Below are 22,048 nucleotides of genomic sequence, written 5' to 3' on the forward strand. Positions count from 1 at the left end.
TTTATTGTTTTTTCTTTACAAATCCCTGGGTAATCCTGTCTAGGATAATGGCTAAAATCACGACGGATAGTCCGCTTTCAAATCCTAATCCGATATCCAGGTTATTAATTCCTTCCAGTACTTTTTCACCTAAACCACCAGCGGCAATCATTCCTGCAATAACTACCATGGATAATGATAATAGTATGGTTTGATTAATCCCCGTTAATATTGTTTTCATGGCTAAAGGAAGTTCCACTTTAAACAGAATCTGACGGTTGGTTGCTCCGAAAGCTCTGGCTGCTTCAACAATGTCCTTAGGAACAGCTTCAATCCCCAGTGTTGTTAATCGTACGGCAGGCGGCATTGCAAAAATAATGGTTGCAAAAGCACCTGGTACTTTACCGATACTGAAGAATAATACTGCAGGAATCAGATAGACAAACGCAGGCATTGTTTGCATTAAATCCAATAAAGGACGAATGATTTTTTCAGCGATCTTGCTTTTCGCTGCAAAAATTCCCAGAGGGATAGAAATGACAAGTGCAGTAATCGTTGCTACAAAGATCAATGCCAGCGTTTCCATGGTTTCTTTCCATAATCCCATTAAAAATATCAGACTTAATCCTGCTGCAGTCACGACGGCAATACCTTTTCCGGCTTTCCATAATGCCAGTAGTGTAAAGAAGAGGATGATAACATAAAAGGGTGTGTTTATCAAAACCCATTCAATCCCCATAATAGAGGAGTTTCCTACGTGTTTTATGATATCAAATACAGGTTTTCCATTTTGTGTGAGCCAATTGATTGCAGTTTCTACATATTGACCTATATCTATAGTTTTATTCATCTTATTGATTGTTTGCGATTTCTTTTAATTCAATGATCTCTTCTTCGTTAAACTTTGTAGCTTCTATGATGAGAGATAATTGGGTGATAAGACCTAAAAATTTATTATTTTCATCTACCACAGCGATGGCGGATTTGCTGCCGGAAATTAACGGTAACATTTCTTCTACAGTGACTTCCGGATATACGGAAGGAACATTACTATTGATAATTGATTCTACTGTAGGTTCTTTCTTTTTGGCAATCCGGACCACATCATTCAATGTTACAAAACCAAGAAATTTATTTTGAAAATCGACAACGGGTAAATTTTCAAGCCCTGTTGTTCTCATTTTTCTTAAAGCTCCTTCAGGGCCGTCTTTTCTGAAACGTACCACGGTAGCTTTGTCGAACATCAGAGATCTGGCGGTAATAATTGTTTTACGATCCACTTTTTCTACAAAGGCCTTTACATAGTCACTTGCAGGATTGGTTAAAATATCTTCGGCTGTTCCTATTTGTTCTATGACGCCGTCTTTCATAATGACGATACGATCACCGATTTTAATGGCTTCGTCCAGGTCATGTGTAATGAAGACAATAGTTTTTTGCAATGTATTTTGCAATTCAAGCATCTGATCCTGCATTTCAGATTTTATCAAAGGATCCAGTGCTGAGAAAGCCTCATCCATAAGCAGTACTTCTGGATCATTAGCTAACGCTCTTGCTAATCCTACTCTCTGCTGCATTCCTCCTGAAAGTTGGGATGGATATTGGTTTTCGAAGCCATTTAATCCTACAATATCCAGAGCTTTTTGTGCTTTTTCATCACGGGAAGCTTTGTCTTCGCCTCTGATTTCCAGTCCGAAACCTGCATTGTCTAAAACCGTATGATGGGGCAGTAATCCAAATTTTTGAAATACCATACTCATTTCGGTTCTTCTTACCTCCAGAAGTTCTTTATTGTTTTTACCGGTAATGTCATCATCATTGATATATACTTTTCCTGAAGTAGGCTCATTCAGCCTGTTCAGACAACGCAGTAAAGTAGATTTTCCACTTCCTGATAATCCCATGATGACAAAAAATTCGCCTTCATAGATTTCAAAACTGGCTTTGTTGATCCCTACCGTGCAACCTGTTTTTTCAAGAATTTCCTTTTTGGAAAAACCTTTGTCTAAAAGTTCCTGTGCTTTTTCTTTGTTTTTGCCAAAAATAATAGTCAGGTCTTCAACTTTAAGTTTTACTTTTCTACTGTTTTCATTTTTTTCCATATTCAGAATTTTTTCAATTAATAAATGATTATAAAAAATTGTACATCAATTCATTATAATACCTTTGGTTTTGTTGTTCTGCTGATGACGATAGTGCAAAATAATCTGTAAAGCTTATAATGATAAAAGCTTTTTAACAAAAAAAATAAGTACATAGAGCCCTAGGGGACCTTGTATTTATTTTAAATATTTCAATAGATTATACTCTAGAAAAAGAGTGTCTCATGTAAAAACGAGTTAATTTTTTACATAGATTCTACAATTAAATTACTGATGAAGTAATTAAAGATATGTGTACTGAACAACTAGAATTCCTACATTGCATCAAAATGCAGGCCAGCATAAAAAAGCTGTGTATCAATTTTTTATGACGGTGCAAATTTACGAATTTTATATTAAATGGATTTTTTGAGACTCAAAAAGCTGGTTTTAAGCCTGATGCCGGAATGAAATACTCATGAGCATTTTACCCTCATTATTAAGGATAAGAGGGTAATTAGAATGTAAATATTTTTAAGAGGATCTTTAAAAATAGAAACGATAAAATTATTTCAGTAAAACAGCAATAATGGCCAGAATAGCAGGCAGCGCCTGAACGAAAAATATTTTTTTTGTGGCTGAGACAGCGCCATAAATTCCTGCTATTGCTACACATCCCAGAAAGAATAAGGCTACATTGGTCTGCCATTCCGGATCTTTAATCAAAAAAGACCAGATGAGTCCTGCTGCCAGAAAACCATTATATAATCCCTGGTTAGCTGCCAATCCCTTGGTAGGTTTAAACATTTCCGGAGGAAGAGCCGCTTTGAAAACTTCTTTTCCTTTAGTTTCCCAGGCAAACATTTCCATCCAGAGAATATAAAGATGTTCCAGTGCAACGACTGCGATCAGAATTTTAGAAACAAGTTCCATGATTTAGTATTTTGTCATTGTAAAACTAAAAAAATAAAGTTAAGTTTGAGTATTAATTCTCAAGATGGATTCTTTCAAAGCACATTTAAATAAGTTTATTACAGTAACCGACGAAGAATATTCTTCTATTGTCACTTTTTTTAAGGTATTGGATGTAAAGAAAAAACAAGATCTGATGCTTGAAGGTGAGGTATGCAGAAATATCTATTTTGTGGTTAAAGGTTGCCTTAGAAAGTTTTTTATTAATGAAAAAGGGGTGGAGCATACGACTCAATTTGCAATTGAAAACTGGTGGATTACGGATACATTTGCCTATGAAAGAGAAGTGCAGACAGATTTTAATATTCAGGCTGTAGAACATTCTACCGTTTTGGTAATTGATTTAAAAACTCAGGAACTGTTATTAGAGAAGCATCCCAAGATGGAACGGTATTTCAGAATCGTTTATCAAAGGGCTTATGCTGCTTCGGAAAGAAAGATCCGCTATTTATATGAATATTCAAGAGAGGAGTTGTATGTTCATTTCAGTACACTATATCCATGGTTTATTCAGAGGATTCCTCAATATCTTATCGCTTCATTTTTAGGTTTTACTCCGGAATATCTCAGTGAAATTAAAGCAAAATTACGTTCTTAAACCAGTTTAAGTTTTTTACGATTTATAAACCGGAAATTTGTCATGTTATTAAAAGCGAATGCAATGACAGATACAAAAAATCAATTTCCGCAACTATTTTTAAGACTAGCTATTGCTGTAACGATGCTTTCTGCGGTGGCAGACCGGTTCGGATGGTGGAGCAAAGAAAACTCAGCGTGGGGGAATATGGCCAGTTTTGAGAAATATACCAGGCAGCTTACCTCTTTTCTTCCGGAAACCCTAAGTACTTTTTCAGCTTATGCAGCTACATGTCTGGAAATAATTTTTCCTCTGATGCTGATTTTGGGATTTAAAACCAAGCTAGCCGCCTATGGAAGCAGTATCTTGCTATTGATTTTTGCGATATCCATGACAATGGCATTGGGAGTGAAGGCTCCATTTGATTACTCAGTATGGGTGGGAAGTGCCGCAGCCTTTTTACTGGCTGTTCAGTCACAGTATTCTTTTAGTATAGATCATTTAACCAAAAAATAATATAATAATGAGCGCAAGATTAAATATTGCAACAGTAGATTCAGCAGCTTATAAAGCTATGATGGGATTGGAAGGATACTTACAAACGATCTCTTTAAACCACATTCAGAAAGAATTAATTAAAATCAGAGCTTCACAAATCAATAAATGTGCTTTTTGCCTGGATATGCACACCAAAGATGCTATCAAATATGGTGAAACCACTCAGAGAATTTTTATCCTTGATGGATGGAGAGAAGCAAAAGAGTTTTTTACAGAAGAAGAACAGGCACTTTTGGCGATGACTGAAGAAATTACACTGATAAGCGACAAAGGTTTAACTGAAGAAACGTATCAGAAAGCGAAGTCATTTTTTGATGATAACCAGATTGCACAGATCATTATGGCTATCGTGACAATCAATGCATGGAACAGAATTGCAGTGAGTACGCATCTTCCGGTTGCAAAATAGGAAAGCAATAAAAGGCTGGAAGCGGAAGGTGGAAGTTCTTGAAGTGAGGTCAATATCTTACATTCTGAGTATTGAGTTCTATTCCTTTTTAACTTCTAATAGGTAAAGAAGACTATATTTATTTAATTTGAATTAAAAGAAATACACTGATATTACTTCCAGCCTCCAGCTTTATCCTAAATCTCGTTCAAGGCAGAGTTGATAAAGTTCAATTCTTCCTGAGAGATATTGATGTCCATTGTTTTTGCATTTTCAATCGCTTGTTGAGCATTTCTAGCTCCTGCTAATACAACGGTTATTGCAGGTTGAAGGGTTGTCCATCGAAGGACCAGTTGAGATAAGCTGGCTCCTTTTTCCTGAGCGATAGGCTCAATTTTTTCCAAGAAAGTTTTTACTTTATTCAAATCAAACTGGGAGAAATAGCCATTTCTGTGGTCATTATCCTTTAATTGGGTTTCTTTGAAATATTTACCTGTTAAAAGACCTCTTTCCATCGGGCTGTACACAATGATTCCTGAATTATTTTCTAAAGAATAAGGGACAAGATCATTTTCTATGGCACGGTTCAGCATACTGTAAGAAACCTGATTGCTGGCTAATTGCAGCGTTTTACTTGCCTCCTCCATTTGAGTTACGCTGTAGTTGCTTACTCCTGCAGCACGGATTTTTCCCTGCTGGATTAATAGCTCCATGGCTTCCATAGTCTCGCTGATGAGTGTTGTACTGTCCGGCCAGTGAAGTTGTAGCAGGTCAATATAATCAGTACCCAATCTTTTTAAGCTTTCTTCAACTTCTTTGATGATATTTTCCTTAGAAGCGAATTTATAAACCGGAATAGCTTTTCCTTCGTCTTCAGCATCAAAGAAAAATTCTCCTTTTCCATTGTTGCTTCCATCCCAGACCAACCCGAATTTAGTTAATAACTGAATTTTTGATCGATCTTTTCCTTTGATTGCTTCCCCGATCATTTCTTCACTCAGTCCGAAACCATAAAATGGTGCGGTATCAATAGATGTTACTCCATAATCTAATGAAGCGTGGATAGAGTCGATGGAATCTTTTTTCTCATTTCCACCCCACATATTCCCGCCGATAGCAAAGGCGCCGTGGGTAATAACGGATAGTTCAAGATCGGTGTTTCCTAATGTTCTGTATTCCATTTTGTTTTAAAATTTATGATGTGTTAAACCACGAAAGACATGAAAAATACTGTAGATATTTTGTAAACCACCCCGTCAAAAATTCTTTGAATTTTCGCCACCCCTCCGGAGAAGGGGAATTCTCCTCGTTTCAATGGTGAGATTTGTAAGGGGCTTTTTGAGTTGTAAGGAACTTTAGTATTCTTCTACACAGTCTTTATTATAACTTTTCTGTACTTAAAGTATCTGAAAATTTGTGGTTAAAAAATTTATTCGTTATTTAATTCTTTTAAAATTGCTTCACCAGCGCTCTTAGCGGATTGCGGCCTGTAATCACTCAATGATATGCGTCGTATAAATTTGTGGTTTTTCCTGAAGTTTTTCATCTACCAAAGCTCCAAAAGCCTGGATGTAGGGTTGCTGATTGTGCTGAGCCAATCCTTGTTCGTTTTTCCAGATTTCGTAGAAAACAAATTGATTTTTGTTCTCAATTCCCTGATGAAGATTATAGAGCTCACACGCTTCTTCTTTTCTCGTTTCTTTTACCATATTCTGAAGAACTTCAAAGACTTCTGCCTGATGTTCCTGTTTAGCTTTAATAATTGCTGTAAGGTGAATTTTCATACTTAAATAATCTATTAAATAAATGTTTCAATGGAGTCATATTGAGGGTTCCATCCCAGTTCTTCTTTTGCTTTGCTAGCGCTGCACAAACTGTTTGAGGCAAAACCAAAATACCCGCCTGCAGGCCCGAATCTGTTTACCGCTTCCTGTACATTTAATGAACGGGCGGGTTGCAAGTCATATTTCTTACTCATATTTTCTGCAATATTTTTTAAGGTAGAGGAGCCATTTTCCGCATAATAAAGTGAGCCTGCCTGTGCTTTTTCTAAAGCCAGAACATACAGATCCGCCAGATCTTCAATATGTACATTCGACCAGATGTTTTCGCCCTTTCCAAAAAATACACCGTGCCCTTTTTCTTTTGAAAAATTGAGCAGGGCAGGAATCTGGATGCTGTCTTTTTTCAGTCCTAAACCTTCTCCATATACCATCGTAGGTACAATCACAATACTTCTGATATTCTTTTGGGAAGACTGAAGAATATACTCATTAATCAAAACTCTGGAAGCCATTTCCAGTCTTGGATTGAGGGGGATGTCCTCTGTAAAAACAAAATTGTTGCCTTCTCCGTTTTCTTTCCCTCCAAAAATGGCAGATCCTGAAGTGAAGATCAGTGTTTTGCCGGTATTTTGTAATATATTCACAAAACTGTCTGCTGCATAGGCATCATCCGCTGAATCGGCATTGTGCATCACCGCATCAACATCTGCAACAGCTTCTTTTAAAAATATTTCATCATGAATACTTCCTACAATGGGTTCGATTCCTAATAGTTTCAATGCTTCTGCCTGGTTTTCGTTGCGGATCAAACCTTTTACACTATAATTCTTTTTAAGTAATTTCTGGGCAATGGTACCTCCGATATACCCGGTAACTCCTGTGATTAATATTTTTTTCATGATACAAATTCTGGTTTAAATTCCTTTTCGAATACGTTTCTTACGTGATCTCTGTAAAGTTTCATGTCACGTTCTATATTGGCATTTTTTTCCACATCATGGAAATGAAAACTTTTCATTTTTTCTAAAGAAACGAAGGCGTTCATTCTATGGAATCCAAATAATGGTCCATCATCTACACTTTTTTCATTGAAGAACTCTCCGGGTAAAGTGAAGGCCGTTGCAGGAGCGTTCCAGCTTGTTGTCAACATATATTTTCTTCCTCCAAGCATTCCTCCTGTACCATAATTAATTTCAGGATTTGCAGCGTTTCTTCCGTCACTCATATAAATTCCTTTTGCATGTCCGGCTGTGAAAACTTCGTCAATATATTTCTTTAACCCATTGGGAAGCTGGAACCACCAGATCGGAGTATGGTAAATAATATAATCTGCCCAGACAAATTTCTGAACCTCTTCATTTTTATCGTAATGTTCGCTCACATTCGTGATCTTTACTTCTACGTTTTCAAATTCTTTAAGAACATTTATCGTATTTTCTGTAATAGTCTCATTATATTTTCCTCCTGAATGTCCAAAATTTTGTCCACCGTTGATGATAAGTACTTTTTTCATTTTTTATGATTGTTTAAATTTTACTCTGCAAAGTTAGGAGGGATCTTTGTATAATAAAAATAGTATAAATTATAGTAAACTATCAGAATAATTATAGTTATAAATTCAAATTTTGAGGTTAATATTTACTGACATTGTCTTAACTCTCCATTTAAATATGTACTAAAAATTCCCTTTTTATGGTTAAATATCATATTCCCGGTCAATTTATTTTGACTTCTGTCATGTACATTTGTTTAACAAATTGAAGGACAATGATTCAGATAGCGATTTTTAGTGATGTACATGGTAATCTTCCTGCATTGGATTCTGTGTTGAAGGATATAGAGAAAAGAGGAATTAGTCAGAGGTTCTGCCTGGGTGATCTGGTTGATTTTGCACCATGGGGCAATGAGGTAATAGAGAAAATCAGAGATTTAAATATTCCCTGTTTACTGGGAAACCATGATGAAAGAATTGCTTTCGATATTCCTGTTGTTCCTTTGTCCAAGCATTCTAAGGAAGAAACTCAGGCAAGATTTCTTGCCATAGGCCATTCTAAAAAACATATTACCGGGGAGAATAAAAAATTTCTTTCCGGGTTACCATTTCATCTGAGGTTGAATTACAAAATTGGTGGTAAACACTGGAATATTCAGTTGGTTCATTCCAGTCTGGATAGTAATGACACCTATCTGTACGAATCGGAAAATAATGAGGTTTTTAATGCTATGCTGGAAGATTCAAAGTCTGATGTAATTGTCATGGGGCATACTCATCTTTCATTTAAAAAACAATTTGAAAATGAGAAATGGGCCATCAATTGTGGTTCCGTGGGACGTTCAAAAGAAGAAAATCGTCTGGCCTCTTATCTTATTTTGAAGTTAGATGAAAATAAGATCACTCCTGAAATTGTACAATTAAATTATCCGCTCGAAGAAACTGCCTGCCAGATTGAGAAAAGTGGAATTCCAGATTATTATGCTTCTTTTTTAAGAAATGAAATAATATCAGTATTGTAATTATTTTGTAATTTTGTATTATAATATTAATACTTAAATTATGGTTAATTTAGAATGGTACCGTACTTTTAAAGCCATATATAAAACAGGAACCCTTACCGGAGCTGCAGATTCTTTATTTATATCGCAGCCTGGGGTAAGTCTTCATTTAAGTTCGCTGGAAGCTTATGTAGGATATAAACTGTTTGACAGAACGGGAAGAAAAATGATTCCGACAGAAAGAGGAAAAGTATTATTTAATGCTGTGGCGGAGCCTCTTACCAAACTGGAAGATGTGGAAAAGAATTTTCAGAAGTCAACGGAGAAACATACTCCGACGATTAGCGTTGGGATGTGTTTTGAAACCTTTCAGACTACTTTGGAGCAATATGTTTCAACATTACCTTTCAACCTGATTATCAGTTTTGGAGAATATCCGGAAATGCTGGATCAATTGGACAAGGGAATTCTGGATCTGATCATTACACCTAAAAAAGGCTCTTCACCCAATATACAACATGAAGCATTTTCTTCAGAGCAGATTATTCTGGTAGGTGGAAAGGACGTTGATAAAGCCGCTTTCAATAAAATTTTAAAAACAAAAGACACAGAGCAAATAGAAGAATGGCTAAAGAATGAAAAATGGTATGGAACAACAGGAGATATGGAGCATCTTTTTCAGTTCTGGATATTGAATTTTGGGCATAAACCCAATTTTCGTCCCAATTATATTGTTCCGAACATGAATTCAATCATCCGCTGCCTGAAAGGTGGGACAGGATTGGCTGTTGTTCCTGATTTTCTATGCAAAAGTGACATAGAAGGTGGTGATGTTAAACTGATTTGGGAAGGGAAGAAAAAGCTGGAAAATACACTTTATTTCGGATGTAGAAAAAATACGAATTATCAAACGGAAATAGAACATATTAAAGGGTTATTTCGCAAGGTGATGGGTAAACATTAAATCATTATTATGAAGAAAATATTAGAAACTGACCGGCTCTTATTGAGAGAGTTAACTATTGAAGATGCTTATCATTTTTATGAACTTAATACAAACCCCAATGTAATACAATATACAGGTGATTTACCTTTTGGGAATGTGGAAGAAGCACTGATTTTTCTGCAAAACTATAAAGATTATAGGGAGAATGGATATGGAAGATGGGCTGTTATTGATAAATCAAACACTGAGTTTCTGGGATGGTGTGGATTAAAATATGATACATCTAAGGATGAAACAGATATTGGGTTCAGATTTTTTGAAAGAAACTGGGGCAGAGGGTTGGCAACAGAAAGTGCTGCAGCCTGTCTGAAATACGGATTTGATCAGCTACATCTTAAAAAGATCGTTGGAAGAGCAATGTCTGAAAATATAGCTTCCATAAAGGTATTACAAAAGCTAGGTCTTATTTTCGATAAAGAATTTGATTTTGACGGACAAAAAGGAGTAATTTATAGCATTGAAAAATCAAAACAAAGTATATTCTAAAATAATCATATCCCGCATCTGCAACCCGTTTTCATAAATCGGAGATGGGTAATTTTCTACAAAGAAATTTTTACGTATCCCTTTTTTAATGAAACCGTTTTTCTCATAAAACCTGATTTGCTGAAATCCGGTATCTGAAGTTCCGACAGTCATTGTTTTATAATGATTTTCTTTCGCAATTTCCTTTGCTTTTTGAATTAAAATACTTCCGATTCCCTTACTACGATAGGCTTCAATAACAGCGATATTTTTGATTTCCAGTTCAATATCGCTATTTTTATATAAAGCCATGACTGCAACTTTTTGCTTACCATCAACCAAAAGATAAATATCAGAATTAAAGATATATTGGTCAATAGCTTCAGCAGTTTCATCCGCCAACAGAAGTAATTCATAAGGTATTTCTGAACCGGAATCTATTTTTTTGAAGGTCAATTCTTCCATTTTACAAACTCATGTGAATAAGTGGATAGTCTTTCCCGGAGCCGTCTTTTTCAGATCTTCCTACTTTTGTGAAACCCATTTTTTCGTAGAATCCGATCGCTTGTGGGTTTTGCTCGTTGACATCTACTTTGGTAAGACCTGTTTGTTCTTTCATAAATAGGTAAAGTTCCTTTCCATAACCTTTTCCACGCATGTCGTTGTGGATAAAGAGCATTTCCAGGTTGCCTTCAGCTACTGAAGCAAATCCCTTAGCATCATTATTTTCGGTAATCAGATAAACCTCCAGATTGGGCAGATAATCTCTTGGGATAGCTTCTTTAAAGTAATTAAAATCCTCTTCAGCAAGGAAATCGTGAGTAGCTTGGACTGCAGATTCCCAAATTTCCATAATCCTTGGGTAATCTTCGGCGGTGGCAAGTCTGATCTGGTGTGGCATGATTTAAAATTTTAAGCAAAAATAGAAAATTAGAAGTAGGAAAAAAAGTTTGTAATGCGTTGTCAGAACGCAAGGAGATAAAGATGTAACGATATGCTTAAGTTTTCTCGCAGATCAAGCAGATTACGCAGATTTTTTATCTATCAGCGTAATCTGCAACATCAGCGTGAGATAAAAAACGGTAACAAAATTCAATAGGAGCGGACTTTAGTCCGCTTTCTTTAATAAACCTATCCATTGTCTTTAGCCAAAACTTAAAAAATGAATTGCACTATTTCAATAAACTTTATCTCATTTGTTGGTAAACGCTAAGTCGCAAAGAATTAAAAACATTATTCTGTTCTTAAGGCGCAAGAAAATCAAGATTTTCAGCAAAGATGGAAATAGATACTGATTAAAATTTCTCGCAGATTACGCAGATTTTTTATCTATCAGCGTAATCTGTAAAATCAGCGTGAGATAAAACACGGTAACAAAATTGAATAGGAGCGGACTTTAGTCCGCTTTCTTTAATAGCCCCATCCATTGGCTTTAGCCAAAACTTAAAAAATGAATTGCACTATCCCAATGAACTTTATCACATTTGTTGGTAAACGCTAAGTCGCAAAGGATTAACAACATTATCCAGTTTTTAAGGCGCAAGAAAATCAAGATTTTCAGCACGATGGAAATGCATACTGATTAAAGTTTCTCGCAGATCAGGCAGATTAAGCAGATAAATAAAAAAATCAGCGTAATCTGCAAAATCAGCGTGAGATGAAATAATTAACAAAATTCAATTTTATCGCAGATAAAATCCTAGCGCCTTAAAAAGAGTTGAACGGAAAAAGAACTTGCGTCTCAGCATTTTTCCAATACTTTATAATCTCAAAAAATCAATACTTCAAAAGGCCTGTTAAATAACATTTTTTTAACAGAATCAGTAAAATTGCTAGGCGAAAATTCCGAATTTTTGTTGCAAATTTGTTTGAATATTATATAATAATCATAAAATAAAGAGGTATGCAAAAGAAAATCTATGCAGGGCAGCCTGTAGTTACTTTAAATAATGGAATAGATATTCCGGCTTTGGGATTTGGTGTCTGGCAGATGGAAAACCTGAAAGAATGTGAGGAAGCAGTTGTTAAAGCAATTCAGACGGGGTACAGAATGATTGATACTGCGGCGATTTATCAGAATGAAACTGCTGTGGGGGCTGCTGTGAAGAATAGTGGAGTAGACCGAGATGAGTTGTTTATTACTTCTAAGGTTTGGGTTCAGGATCACGGATATGAAAAAACAAAAAGTGCATTTCAAAGAACACTGGACAGATTACAGATGGATTATCTTGATATGTACCTTGTTCATTGGCCTTACGGTGACTTTTTAGGAACATGGAAGGCTTTAGAAGAATTGAATCAGGAAGGGAAAATAAAAGCGATAGGGGTTTGTAACTTTACCATTGAGAAATTGGAGGAGCTAAAAGCGAATTCAAAGGTTTTACCAGTGATCAACCAGATTGAGCTGCATCCTGTATTTCAACAGAAGGAGCTTCAGGTATATGACAGAGAAAACAATATCGTAACACAGCCATGGAGTCCGCTTGGGAATGGAAATGCCAACCTTTTGGCTAATGATTCATTAAAGGCGATTGCTGAAAAATATGGTAAAACGGTTGCTCAGGTGATTTTAAGATGGCATCTGCAGGAAGGTTTTGTGGTAATCCCAAAATCAGTAACACCGTCCAGAATTGAAGAAAACTTTAATGTATTTGATTTTGAGCTGACAGAAGATGAGATGAATGCGGTACGTTCTTTAGATACAGGAAAAAGATTATTCTTTGATCCGAAAGACCCGGAATGGGAACAGAAAATGCTTAATTCCGTAGCAGATATTTAAATCTAAGCCAATGATATATCTCCCGCAGATTTCACAAATGACAGATTTTTGGTCTGTAAAACTTGTGTAATCTGCGGGATTTTCATTATAAATACTCTTTGTGAGCAATATCATGCTGATGAGAGAATAGTATTATCCGTTTATTCGTAACTTTTTAATTAAAATAATTCTTATGTTTTGGCCGGATACAATCAGTAAAAAATTAGGAATACGATATCCCTTAATTCAGGCTCCGATGTTTGGAGTGAGTACGCCACAGATGGTCGCAGCAGCGGCAAAAGCAGACTGTCTGGGATCTTTGGCTTTAGCTGATCTTTCAGCGGATGAATGTATTAAATTAATCAGAGAAACTAAGAAACTAACGAATCAACCTTTTGCAATCAATATTTTTGCCCATGAGATTCCTGTTGTAACATCAGCTTTAAAAGAGAAATTTGTAAAGGTCAGGACATTTTTAGAACAGTTGGCCAGAGAAAATAATATTGAGGTCAGCCTTCCTTATTTTGAAGATATAAAAGTAAACGGTTATCATGAGCTGATTGATGCAATTATCCGGGAAAATGGTAAGATTGTAAGCTTCACCTTTGGAAATCTTGATGGAAAAAGTATACAGAAGCTGAAAGAAAATGGAGTTACGCTGATAGGAACGTGTACTTCTGTAAAAGAGGCTTTAATCCTTGAAGAATCAGGAATTGATATGATTTGTGTTCAGGGAACAGAGGCCGGTGGACATAGGGGAACTTTTGATCCAAATCATGTTCTGCAAATCGGAGGTCTTTCATTATTATCACAGGTTTACGAGCAGGTAGCAGTTCCGTTGATTTATGCGGGAGGAATTTACAATGCAAAGACTTTGCAGGCCGTAAAAGATTTGGGTGCCCAGGGATTCCAGGTGGGCAATCTTCTTTTAGCTTCTGAGGAAAGTGCTTTAGAACCTTTTGAAAAAGAGAGGCTTAAAAATGTAAACGAGGATGAAATTGTTTTAACAAAAAGCTTTTCCGGGCGATATGCAAGAGGAGTAAAGAATAAATTTATTGAAAAAGTTGAAAATTCGGAATATATTTTACCTTATCCGTATCAGAATAAGCTGACCAACGGATTACGTAAAGCTGCTAAATCTCAGCAGAATGTCGATTTTGTAGGATTGTGGGCAGGGCAGTCGATTCATCATTATAGTGAGCTTTCTACAGAGGAAATACTGAGGAATCTAATTAATCAGGCAGAAGAAAACTAAGATCGAAAGATTTATGCATGGGAATCAGACTGCTGAAACGAGTTTCATTTTCTTATACAAAACAATTAAAAACAAACACTCCCTTCAACCTGAAAGGAGTGTTTATTTTTATCTATAATCTGATATCAATTACTCTATTCTCAGATTTGAAATTACTTGGTCAGATCCAGTCCTCCAAAGTTTCCGGAACTCATCATTAAATAAACACCATTGGCTTTATCCAACGTATTCCAGTAGGCATGAAGATCTTCAGCATTGGTGAATACTTTTAAATTCTCGTTTTTGAATTTTTCTTTGATAAACTCAGGAGATATAGGTTCCATTCTTTTGATCTTCAATGCATCTTCAGAATAGAAAACTATTGCTTCATCTAAACCATCCATCGCATGGTCATACTGCTCTAAAAAGACAGGATTTAAGCTGGAATAGGTATGAAGCTCGAGGAAACCGTATTTTTTTTCGTTTTTAAATTGTTCAACGAATGCCTTTACTGCTGCTTTTACTTTGCTGGGAGCATGAGCAAAATCTTTATAAAGTGTTCCTTTATCTTCTCTTTCTACCTTTTCAAGACGTTTGGAAGCTCCTTTGAAACTCATAATAGCTTCATAGAAATCTTCGTCCATAATCCCCAATTGTCGGCAGATATGTCTTGCTCCTTCCAGATTTAACAGGTTATGCGCCCCAAAAACGGAAAGAGGTACGTCACCCATTTCAGTTTTTAAATAGACTTTTCCGTTGTTAATTTCATATTCAGGAGTTTTGTAAGGGATCTTTCTGAAATAATTTTCAGCATTTTCCACTACCTTCACCACTTCAGGATCTTCTTCGTTATAGACCAAAACACCACCTGCAGTAATGCTTGCAACAAATTTTCTGAACTGTTCAATATAATCGTCGAATGTTTTGAAAACATTAATGTGATCCCAGGCAATACCACTCATTAAAGCGATATTCGGTTGGTACAACAAGAATTTTGAACGAAGGTCAATAGGCGAAGACAGATATTCGTCTCCTTCCAATACCATAAAATCATTATCCTGAGTAAGTTTTACCATACAGTCGAAACCTTCTAGCTGTGCCCCTACCATGAAGTCCACATCTTTTTGATGGAAATTCAAGACATGCAGGATCATTGAGGTAATGGTTGTTTTACCATGAGAACCTGCGATCACTACCCGGGTTTTGTTTTTGGATTGCTCATACAAAAATTCAGGATAGGAATATATTTTCAATCCCAGTTCTTTTGCCTTTGCCAATTCCGGATTATCCTGGTGAGCATGCATTCCAAGAATAACAGCGTCAATATCCTGTGTGATTTTTTCCGGAAACCAGCCCATTTCCTGAGGTAGAATTCCTTTTTTCTCTAACCTTGATTTTGAAGGCTCAAAAATAGCATCATCTGAACCTGTAACCTGATATCCTTTATCTTTTAATGCAATCGCAAGATTATGCATGGCGCTTCCGCCAATGGCAATGAAGTGGGTTTTCAATTGTATTTACTGTTTTTTAACATTAGTATTAATGATCTGCTGGAAGGCTTCAAGAATATTGTTCCAATTGGTCTGATAATTTGCTGTCATCAGACTGGCATCACTCTTACTTCCTTCATTAGGACCTTTTTTGATGTTGATGGAAGTAGAAATATTATCATAAAGCTTTTTATGATCTTCCTGTATCCTTCTGAAATTATTCTGTGAAAGCGTCTGATCCAGCTTCTTTAAATCTTCATCAGAAACTTTGAAATCCTGTCTGTATTTTTTTCCTTGTCCTTCAAAGGAGTAGTGTGCATTGTTACCTTTAATCAAAAGATTTTCGTAAACAGGAGCGTAGCCTCCACTTTTCGAATAACTGATATCAAAATCCGAATATACTTTTTGGCTGTTGCATGAAACTAATACTATGATAGCGAATAAGATTCCTATTATTCTTTTCATAATTTTTAATTGTCTTTAATTATTTGAGTCCTTTTGTTCTAATTTTTTAGCTTTAAGTTCTTCATCATAATTGTGTAATACATTGAAATCTTCAGTCTGCTCAATGGCAGTCATGATTTTCAATAAAATTTCCGGTGCTTTTTCATTATCATAATCAATATCCAAAGGAGCCTTAAATTCCATGGTAGGTTTTACACCGGTTACCTTCACACGGAGTCCTTTTTTATCAAAAGCCCTTCTGAATCCGTTAATTTTGATCGGGATCACAATAGGACGTTGGTTTTTTACCAATTTGGCAGTACCTCGTCTTCCCTGAGCAAATGCTGACGTAGTTCCCTGAGGGAAAGTTGCTACCCAGCCATTATCCAATGCCTTCATGATATTATCCACCTCACTCATATCCACCATTCTGTTGACATTTTTACCTTCTGCTCTCCAGGTTCTTTTCACTGTTACAGCTCCTGCAATTTTGAAGATTTTAGGAAGAATACCTTTATTCATGGTTTCTTCTGCTGCGACATAGTAAAAATCGATTTTAGGGTTCAGCAGATAGATAGGATTTTTAATGGTATTTAAATACCCATTGTTTACGGCACAAAATGCGTGGTACATTGCTGCTACATCCGCAAAGTAGGTCTGATGATTAGAAACAAACAATACATTGGAATCCGGAAGATCCACAAGATGTTCTGTTCCGGTTATTTTTAGTTTATTAAAGCCATTGAACCTTCTGTACGATACTACTCCTAAAATGAAAATAATAAACCTTTTTAAAAAATAAGGTGTTCCGAATGCATCGGTGAAAATATTTTTCTTCGCCATTTCTTAATTAAACACGGTAGTGCAAAGTTACATTTTTTTCAGCAACTGGCTGAATTCACTTAATATCATTGCTGTGGCGCCCCAGATAATATATCCATTGAAATTGATAACAGGGACTTCTTTTCCTCCGGCACTCGGAAGTGCCATAATTTCCGGACTGTCTGATAAATTCAGGAAAGAAGTAATAGGAAATTCAATGACTTCCACAGCTTCACTTTGCTGAAGAACGAAAGTCGGATTCTTTGTAGTATACGAAATGTAAGGGTATACATAAAAATTGCTTGGCGGAACATAGATCGGAGATACCTCTCTGATAATTCTTAAATAATGTTTATCAATACCAATTTCTTCAGAGGTTTCGCGGATTGCCGTTTCAGCAAAATCCTGATCCATCTCTTCACGTTTTCCTCCAGGTAATGAAATTTGCCCGCTATGTCTGTCGTGCTCATTAATCGTTCTTTGAATTAAAGGAAAATACCACTCATTGTCTTTGATATATAATACAATATTGACAGCAGCAAACTTGGGATTTTTTTTCAGTACTTCTTCATAAGTAAAAACAGGTCGGTACGGAGGTGAAAATACTCCATGGGCATGTTCCCCGGGGAGTTCTACACTTTTTATTTTTCTTAATAAATCTTTTCCAAAATTTTCCATAGCTCAAATTTAACAATATATCTTGAAGAAATAAGGAGCTTAACATTAATTAACCTATGTGATGTGGTCGAAAGACACTAAGCTAATATTGATTTTGTCTGTTCAATGCATAGTGAATTACTGGCATGTGCTTAAGTGCCAAACGCCGCGGATTAACTATTCACCATTCACTGATAAATACCAACCTTCAACTTTATTCAGTAATAGAAAGGTAAACCTGTTTTGACTATTATTTCAGTACCGTATTTTCACGTAACTGAATGCCGTGATGTAACCGATACCATAAATGGTGACTTTCAGAACGGTAAACCATGATTTTTAAAATTTACACTGTGGTGGTGGTTTTTCACTTTATGGCAGCATCTACCTTTGTCTCACTATTAACCAATTAATTTTTACCAAAATGAAAAATTTATTTGCAGGTGTATTTACACTACTGGCCATGAGTTTCGGCTTTGCTCAATTCAATATTGATATGACAGCTCAGATCGGAAACTTAAATACTGCTACTGTAGATCAGACAGGTCTTTTGAATATCAACACTTTGTCACAGAATGGAAACCGTAATACGGCAGACATTGACCAGGTGGGTGTTTTAAACGTTAATACAGCAGAAAGTATAGGAAATAGAAACTCTATTGATGTAGATCAGATTGGGTTAGGGAACTCCAATAATGTAAGCCAACAAGGAAACAGAAACTCTGCTACTACCTGGCAACTTGGAGCATTCAACTCTACTGAACAAACTCAGATCGGAAGACGAAATACAGTTTCTTCAGTACAGCTTGGTATTGGTAACGCGGTTACTCAGTATCAGGACGGAAGAAGAAATGATGCTTCCGCAATTCAGCTAGGTAATGGTAATATCACTTATCAAAGCCAGTTCGGACGAAGAAATGATGCAAACGGACTTCAGGTAGGAAATGCTAACCTGTTGGTACAATATCAGGATGGTAATGACAACAGTGCAAGCAATGCTCAGGTAGGAGATAATAATATTGCAGGTGCCCTTCAGATAGGAAACGATAATACTTCTATGGGGTTACAGACAGGAAACAGCAATCAGTTGTATCAATTCCAGATTGGAAACTCCAATACAGCAATCGATGTTCAAATGGGTAATAATAACTTTACCTGGGTAACTCAAACCGGTGATTCTCATATTCACGTAGGAACACAAATGGGAAATGGAAATTCAATGGTAGTGACTCAATCCAACTAGTTTGATCTCATACTGTAAATCTTGAAATGAAAGGAGAAACGACAGGGTTTCTCCTTTTTTAACGACAAAGACTATTGCATCAGGAGTTTCAGATCCCACCTTTTGATGAATATATTTAAATAAAACCAATGTCATGGATTACTTAAAATGGGGAATTTTTATTCTTCTTATGGTAACAAAGCCTTTATATGCACAAGAGATTGATTGGGATAAGATCAATAGCAATACAATCTTCAATATGATGGGCAGGCAGATTACAGATCAGGATACTTATTCCAATGTGATTCAGATGGGTGATTATAATACAGCAGATCTTTCTTTGAATGCTAAAACAAATATTAATGTAAAGCAGTTGGGAGATTATAATGCACTGTATTTTAACAATTCATTTACTGATAAAGAGACGAAATCAAACATTACTGCGCAAGGAAATAACAATATCATCGATATTACGGGCAGTAACAGTATTTCAGAAGGATTACAGATCAATGTAAAAGGGGATAACAAAACAGTTTTCATGAGAAATTATTAAAGCACAAGTGATGAAATTATCATATCCCAAAGGCCTGTACACTTTTTTCATCTTCTTGTCTGTACTGGTTTACGGACAAGAAGAGAAGAAAGTAAATGCAAGAATAGAGAAAAGTATTCTTGAAAATCAAATAAAGCTAAAGGCTGTCATCGTGAATAATACTGCTGTTTATAAAGAATTAAATTATCTACTGATCGCCATAAAAAAAAGCAATGATGGAAATCTTTCCAATAACCGGCAAAGCGGAAAATTCTCAGTTAATCCCAGCGAAGTAAAAGTCTTGTCAGAGATTAATGTGAATCTTGGCTCAAAGGACGCTCTTAAGGCTTTTCTGTATATCAAGGACGAAGAAACCCAAAAGTTAATCGCAAAAGATAGCCTGGAATTGAATAACGATCTTTTTAAAAAGAAAGTAGCCAAAGTAGAAGAGGACGCTGTTTTTGAATTAAAAGGACTTACTATTGATGACACCAAAACCAAAGTAGGAAAAGATTTTTACGATCTGTTTTATATTCAATACAGTCAGCTTCCAGATAAAAGCAGCAGTGCTATTACGATTTCAGAACTTCCACTTCGCGGTACGAGCGGTCAGATAAACATTCAGATTGATGATAAAATCATCTACAGTTTTATGACCAATCCAAGTGACGATTACCTGCAGGAACAGCTGGCAGCCAGCTTAAAATATATCAAAGAATTTAATGCCAGGAAAAACCTTATTAAAAATGAATTTATCTATTAAAAAAATCAGCCATGAAAACATGTATCATCATTTTGAGCTTTATGGCAGGTATTTTCTTCGGAAAATCCCAGCAGCTGGTTTATAAACCTATCAACCCGGCATTCGGAGGAGATACTTTTAATTACCAATGGCTTTTAAGCTCAGCCAATGCACAAAATCAATTTGCTGAAAAAAAAGATTACAGCAGTCTTCTAAATAATATGAATTCGCTAGACAGTTTTACCCAAAGCCTCAACAGGCAGATATTGAGTGAGCTTTCCAGGAAATTGTTTGAAGACCAGTTTGGATCTGGCCAAAGTATAAAACCCGGAAATTATCTTTTCGGATCACTTTACCTTCAGATTACAACGACCAATCAGGGACTTTTGATAAATATTTTGGATACCAGCACAGGCGATCAGTCCGAGATCGTAATTCCAAAATAAAAATAACTAAAACCAAACTTATCATGAGAACTTACACTTACACCAGAATTTTTTTCTGTACTGTTCTGCTGAGTATTATGCAGGCGTGCAGTTCAATCTTTGGTCTCCCTTCCGATCCTGAAAAATCGACAATGGGAGAAACCACACCTTCTACCACGGAACTCAAAAATCTTCCGCTTCCCAAAGAAAAAATTGTCATAGGAGTCTACAAATTCAGAGATCAAACGGGACAATATAAACCTTCTGAGAACGGTAACAACTGGAGTACAGCTGTGCCGCAGGGAACCACCACCATTCTTATCAAGGCGCTGGAAGACAGCCGATGGTTTATTCCGATTGAAAGAGAAAATATTGCCAATCTCCTTAATGAAAGGCAAATCATCCGTTCCACAAGACAGGAATATAATAAAGACGCTGATAAAAATACCCAGTCGCTACCTCCACTTTTATACGCCGGAATTCTTCTTGAAGGCGGTGTCATTTCATATGACAGCAACATTATGACCGGAGGATTGGGAGCCCGATACTTCGGCATTGGAGCGTCTACCCAATACCGTCAGGATCGGATAACCATTTACCTTCGAGCCGTTTCTACTCTTAATGGCGAAATTCTAAAAACAGTTTATACCTCCAAAACAATCCTTTCTACAAGTGTAAACGGAAGCTTTTTCCGATACATCGACACAGAAAGACTGCTTGAAGCTGAAGTAGGCTTAACTCAAAATGAACCTGTACAACTGGCGGTAACCGAAGCGATTGAAAAAGCTGTAAAATCCTTAATTGTTGAAGGAGTAAGGGATAAGATTTGGGGAAAAGCAGCTGAAAATACAACCGATTATCAGACTTTAATCAATGAATATAATAAAGAACAGGATCAGAATAACGGAAGAGCCATTGGAAATAGATTTCCACAGAATTACAGACAGAAGTTTGCCGTCTTTGGTAACGTCGAAGCGCAAAAAGTTAAGGATGACTATGTGAACGCTAAAATGAATATCGGTGGAAAGTTGGGATTTAAATATTTTCTTAATCCTAATTTTAATGTTGAGGTTAACGGAAGTTATTTTACCCTTGAAAATGAGAATATTATAAAAAGGAACTATTTCGGACCTGAAGTCAATCTGGAATATCTGCTTCTTCCAAAATACCGGCTTACTCCTTATATCTATGGTGGAATAGGGGCGATGTATTCAAAATATACACCTCAGTATAAAGGTCAGTTTGGAGGCGGACTTGAGTATATGATTGACCATAACGTCTCATTAAGGGCGTCGGCACAATACGATCTTGGATTTAAAGATGACTGGGAAGGATTGGTGAACGGAAAAAGAAAAGATCAGGCTTTGCGGTTTGCGCTGGGAATCAACTTCTATCTTGGAAACAAATAAAATCATGAGC

Annotated in this window: 26 protein-coding genes; 13 read left to right on the forward strand and 13 right to left on the reverse strand. The window is 36.2% G+C overall.

Going from position 1 to position 22,048, the window contains the following annotated elements:
- Nucleotide 1: 1 nt before the first annotated feature.
- The 3 genes from EG342_RS11800 to EG342_RS11810 all read right to left on the reverse strand — a co-directional run bounded on the left by EG342_RS11800 (nt 2) and on the right by EG342_RS11810 (nt 2,993).
- Entirely contained in the window at nt 2-829 is an 828-nt protein-coding gene (locus EG342_RS11800) for an ABC transporter permease (protein WP_103290579.1), read from the reverse strand.
- 1 nt (nt 830) lies between these two features.
- Nucleotides 831-2,081 (reverse strand): quaternary amine ABC transporter ATP-binding protein, encoded by a 1,251-nt coding sequence (locus EG342_RS11805; RefSeq protein ID WP_103290576.1) that lies wholly within the window; start codon nt 2,079-2,081, stop codon nt 831-833.
- A gap of 546 nt (nt 2,082-2,627) precedes the next feature.
- A complete protein-coding gene (locus EG342_RS11810; protein ID WP_103290574.1) occupies nt 2,628-2,993 on the reverse strand; it encodes a DUF1304 domain-containing protein in 366 nt (121 codons plus the stop codon).
- A gap of 64 nt (nt 2,994-3,057) precedes the next feature.
- Here EG342_RS11810 and EG342_RS11815 point away from each other — a divergent pair, with 64 nt between their 5' ends.
- The 3 genes from EG342_RS11815 to EG342_RS11825 all read left to right on the forward strand — a co-directional run bounded on the left by EG342_RS11815 (nt 3,058) and on the right by EG342_RS11825 (nt 4,576).
- Nucleotides 3,058-3,630, forward strand: a complete 573-nt coding sequence (locus EG342_RS11815; RefSeq protein ID WP_103290571.1) for a Crp/Fnr family transcriptional regulator — start codon at nt 3,058-3,060, stop codon at nt 3,628-3,630.
- Nucleotides 3,631-3,693: 63 nt separating this feature from the next.
- Complete coding sequence (locus EG342_RS11820; protein ID WP_246008775.1) at nt 3,694-4,125, forward strand: DoxX family protein; 432 nt, start codon at nt 3,694-3,696, stop codon at nt 4,123-4,125.
- 7 nt (nt 4,126-4,132) lie between these two features.
- Nucleotides 4,133-4,576, forward strand: a complete 444-nt coding sequence (locus EG342_RS11825) for a carboxymuconolactone decarboxylase family protein (RefSeq protein WP_103290566.1) — start codon at nt 4,133-4,135, stop codon at nt 4,574-4,576.
- Between the two features lie 176 nt (nt 4,577-4,752).
- Here EG342_RS11825 and EG342_RS11830 read toward each other — a convergent pair whose 3' ends face one another.
- The 4 genes from EG342_RS11830 to EG342_RS11845 all read right to left on the reverse strand — a co-directional run bounded on the left by EG342_RS11830 (nt 4,753) and on the right by EG342_RS11845 (nt 7,852).
- On the reverse strand, nt 4,753-5,736 hold the full coding sequence (locus EG342_RS11830; RefSeq protein WP_103290563.1) for an aldo/keto reductase: 984 nt from the start codon (nt 5,734-5,736) through the stop codon (nt 4,753-4,755).
- 312 nt (nt 5,737-6,048) lie between these two features.
- A complete protein-coding gene (locus tag EG342_RS11835) occupies nt 6,049-6,339 on the reverse strand; it encodes a putative quinol monooxygenase (RefSeq protein ID WP_103290560.1) in 291 nt (96 codons plus the stop codon).
- 14 nt (nt 6,340-6,353) lie between these two features.
- Nucleotides 6,354-7,238 carry an NAD-dependent epimerase/dehydratase family protein gene (locus tag EG342_RS11840; protein ID WP_103290557.1) on the reverse strand — a complete coding sequence of 295 codons (885 nt, stop codon included), beginning with the start codon at nt 7,236-7,238 and terminating at the stop codon, nt 6,354-6,356.
- Nucleotides 7,235-7,852 (reverse strand): NAD(P)H-dependent oxidoreductase, encoded by a 618-nt coding sequence (locus EG342_RS11845; RefSeq protein ID WP_103290555.1) that lies wholly within the window; start codon nt 7,850-7,852, stop codon nt 7,235-7,237. The genes EG342_RS11840 and EG342_RS11845 overlap by 4 nt, the downstream gene beginning before the upstream one ends.
- 254 nt (nt 7,853-8,106) lie before the next feature.
- Between EG342_RS11845 and EG342_RS11850 the strand changes: the two genes are divergently transcribed.
- Genes EG342_RS11850 through EG342_RS11860 form a run of 3 tightly spaced genes read left to right on the forward strand, consistent with a single transcriptional unit; the run spans nt 8,107 to nt 10,324 of the window.
- The gene (locus EG342_RS11850) at nt 8,107-8,853 is read left to right on the forward strand and encodes a metallophosphoesterase family protein (RefSeq protein WP_103290552.1); all 747 of its coding nucleotides are present in this window, start codon (nt 8,107-8,109) and stop codon (nt 8,851-8,853) included.
- Between the two features lie 40 nt (nt 8,854-8,893).
- Nucleotides 8,894-9,796 carry a LysR family transcriptional regulator gene (locus EG342_RS11855; RefSeq protein ID WP_103290549.1) on the forward strand — a complete coding sequence of 301 codons (903 nt, stop codon included), beginning with the start codon at nt 8,894-8,896 and terminating at the stop codon, nt 9,794-9,796.
- Nucleotides 9,797-9,805: 9 nt separating this feature from the next.
- Entirely contained in the window at nt 9,806-10,324 is a 519-nt protein-coding gene (locus tag EG342_RS11860) for a GNAT family N-acetyltransferase (protein ID WP_103290548.1), read from the forward strand.
- Here EG342_RS11860 and EG342_RS11865 read toward each other — a convergent pair.
- Nucleotides 10,304-10,768 (reverse strand): GNAT family N-acetyltransferase, encoded by a 465-nt coding sequence (locus EG342_RS11865; protein ID WP_103290546.1) that lies wholly within the window; start codon nt 10,766-10,768, stop codon nt 10,304-10,306. The two genes, EG342_RS11860 and EG342_RS11865, sit on opposite strands and share 21 nt — an antisense overlap.
- A gap of 1 nt (nt 10,769) precedes the next feature.
- A complete protein-coding gene (locus tag EG342_RS11870; RefSeq protein ID WP_103290544.1) occupies nt 10,770-11,204 on the reverse strand; it encodes a GNAT family N-acetyltransferase in 435 nt (144 codons plus the stop codon).
- A gap of 1,002 nt (nt 11,205-12,206) precedes the next feature.
- On the opposite strand from EG342_RS11870, the gene EG342_RS11875 reads away from it, so the two are divergent.
- Both EG342_RS11875 and EG342_RS11880 read left to right on the forward strand, forming a co-directional pair.
- Complete coding sequence (locus tag EG342_RS11875) at nt 12,207-13,082, forward strand: aldo/keto reductase (RefSeq protein ID WP_103290542.1); 876 nt, start codon at nt 12,207-12,209, stop codon at nt 13,080-13,082.
- A gap of 172 nt (nt 13,083-13,254) precedes the next feature.
- Entirely contained in the window at nt 13,255-14,316 is a 1,062-nt protein-coding gene (locus EG342_RS11880; RefSeq protein ID WP_103290541.1) for an NAD(P)H-dependent flavin oxidoreductase, read from the forward strand.
- 152 nt (nt 14,317-14,468) lie between these two features.
- Here the strand turns inward: EG342_RS11880 and EG342_RS11885 are convergent, their stop codons facing one another.
- Genes EG342_RS11885 through EG342_RS11900 form a run of 4 tightly spaced genes read right to left on the reverse strand, consistent with a single transcriptional unit; the run spans nt 14,469 to nt 17,729 of the window.
- Nucleotides 14,469-15,806 (reverse strand): UDP-N-acetylmuramate--L-alanine ligase, encoded by a 1,338-nt coding sequence (locus tag EG342_RS11885; RefSeq protein WP_103290540.1) that lies wholly within the window; start codon nt 15,804-15,806, stop codon nt 14,469-14,471.
- 6 nt (nt 15,807-15,812) lie between these two features.
- Nucleotides 15,813-16,250 (reverse strand): hypothetical protein, encoded by a 438-nt coding sequence (locus tag EG342_RS11890; RefSeq protein WP_103290537.1) that lies wholly within the window; start codon nt 16,248-16,250, stop codon nt 15,813-15,815.
- Between the two features lie 15 nt (nt 16,251-16,265).
- Nucleotides 16,266-17,072, reverse strand: a complete 807-nt coding sequence (locus EG342_RS11895; protein WP_045493822.1) for a lysophospholipid acyltransferase family protein — start codon at nt 17,070-17,072, stop codon at nt 16,266-16,268.
- Between the two features lie 27 nt (nt 17,073-17,099).
- Nucleotides 17,100-17,729: an NUDIX hydrolase gene (locus EG342_RS11900; RefSeq protein ID WP_103290535.1), complete on the reverse strand. Its 630-nt coding sequence runs from the start codon at nt 17,727-17,729 to the stop codon at nt 17,100-17,102.
- Between the two features lie 403 nt (nt 17,730-18,132).
- On the opposite strand from EG342_RS11900, the gene EG342_RS11905 reads away from it, so the two are divergent.
- From EG342_RS11905 to EG342_RS11925, 5 genes are all read left to right on the forward strand, one after another.
- Nucleotides 18,133-18,951, forward strand: coding sequence for a hypothetical protein (locus tag EG342_RS11905; RefSeq protein WP_103290532.1), 819 nt, complete (start codon nt 18,133-18,135; stop codon nt 18,949-18,951).
- Between the two features lie 133 nt (nt 18,952-19,084).
- Nucleotides 19,085-19,483, forward strand: coding sequence for a hypothetical protein (locus EG342_RS11910; RefSeq protein WP_246008776.1), 399 nt, complete (start codon nt 19,085-19,087; stop codon nt 19,481-19,483).
- 10 nt (nt 19,484-19,493) lie between these two features.
- Entirely contained in the window at nt 19,494-20,225 is a 732-nt protein-coding gene (locus EG342_RS11915; RefSeq protein ID WP_246008777.1) for a curli production assembly/transport protein CsgE, read from the forward strand.
- 11 nt (nt 20,226-20,236) lie between these two features.
- Entirely contained in the window at nt 20,237-20,650 is a 414-nt protein-coding gene (locus tag EG342_RS11920) for a curli production assembly/transport component CsgF (RefSeq protein ID WP_103290530.1), read from the forward strand.
- 23 nt (nt 20,651-20,673) lie between these two features.
- Nucleotides 20,674-22,038: a CsgG/HfaB family protein gene (locus EG342_RS11925; protein WP_103290527.1), complete on the forward strand. Its 1,365-nt coding sequence runs from the start codon at nt 20,674-20,676 to the stop codon at nt 22,036-22,038.
- Nucleotides 22,039-22,048: the final 10 nt, after the last annotated feature.

It is taken from the genome of Chryseobacterium lactis (assembly GCF_003815875.1).
In the GTDB taxonomy this organism is placed as follows: domain Bacteria; phylum Bacteroidota; class Bacteroidia; order Flavobacteriales; family Weeksellaceae; genus Chryseobacterium; species Chryseobacterium lactis.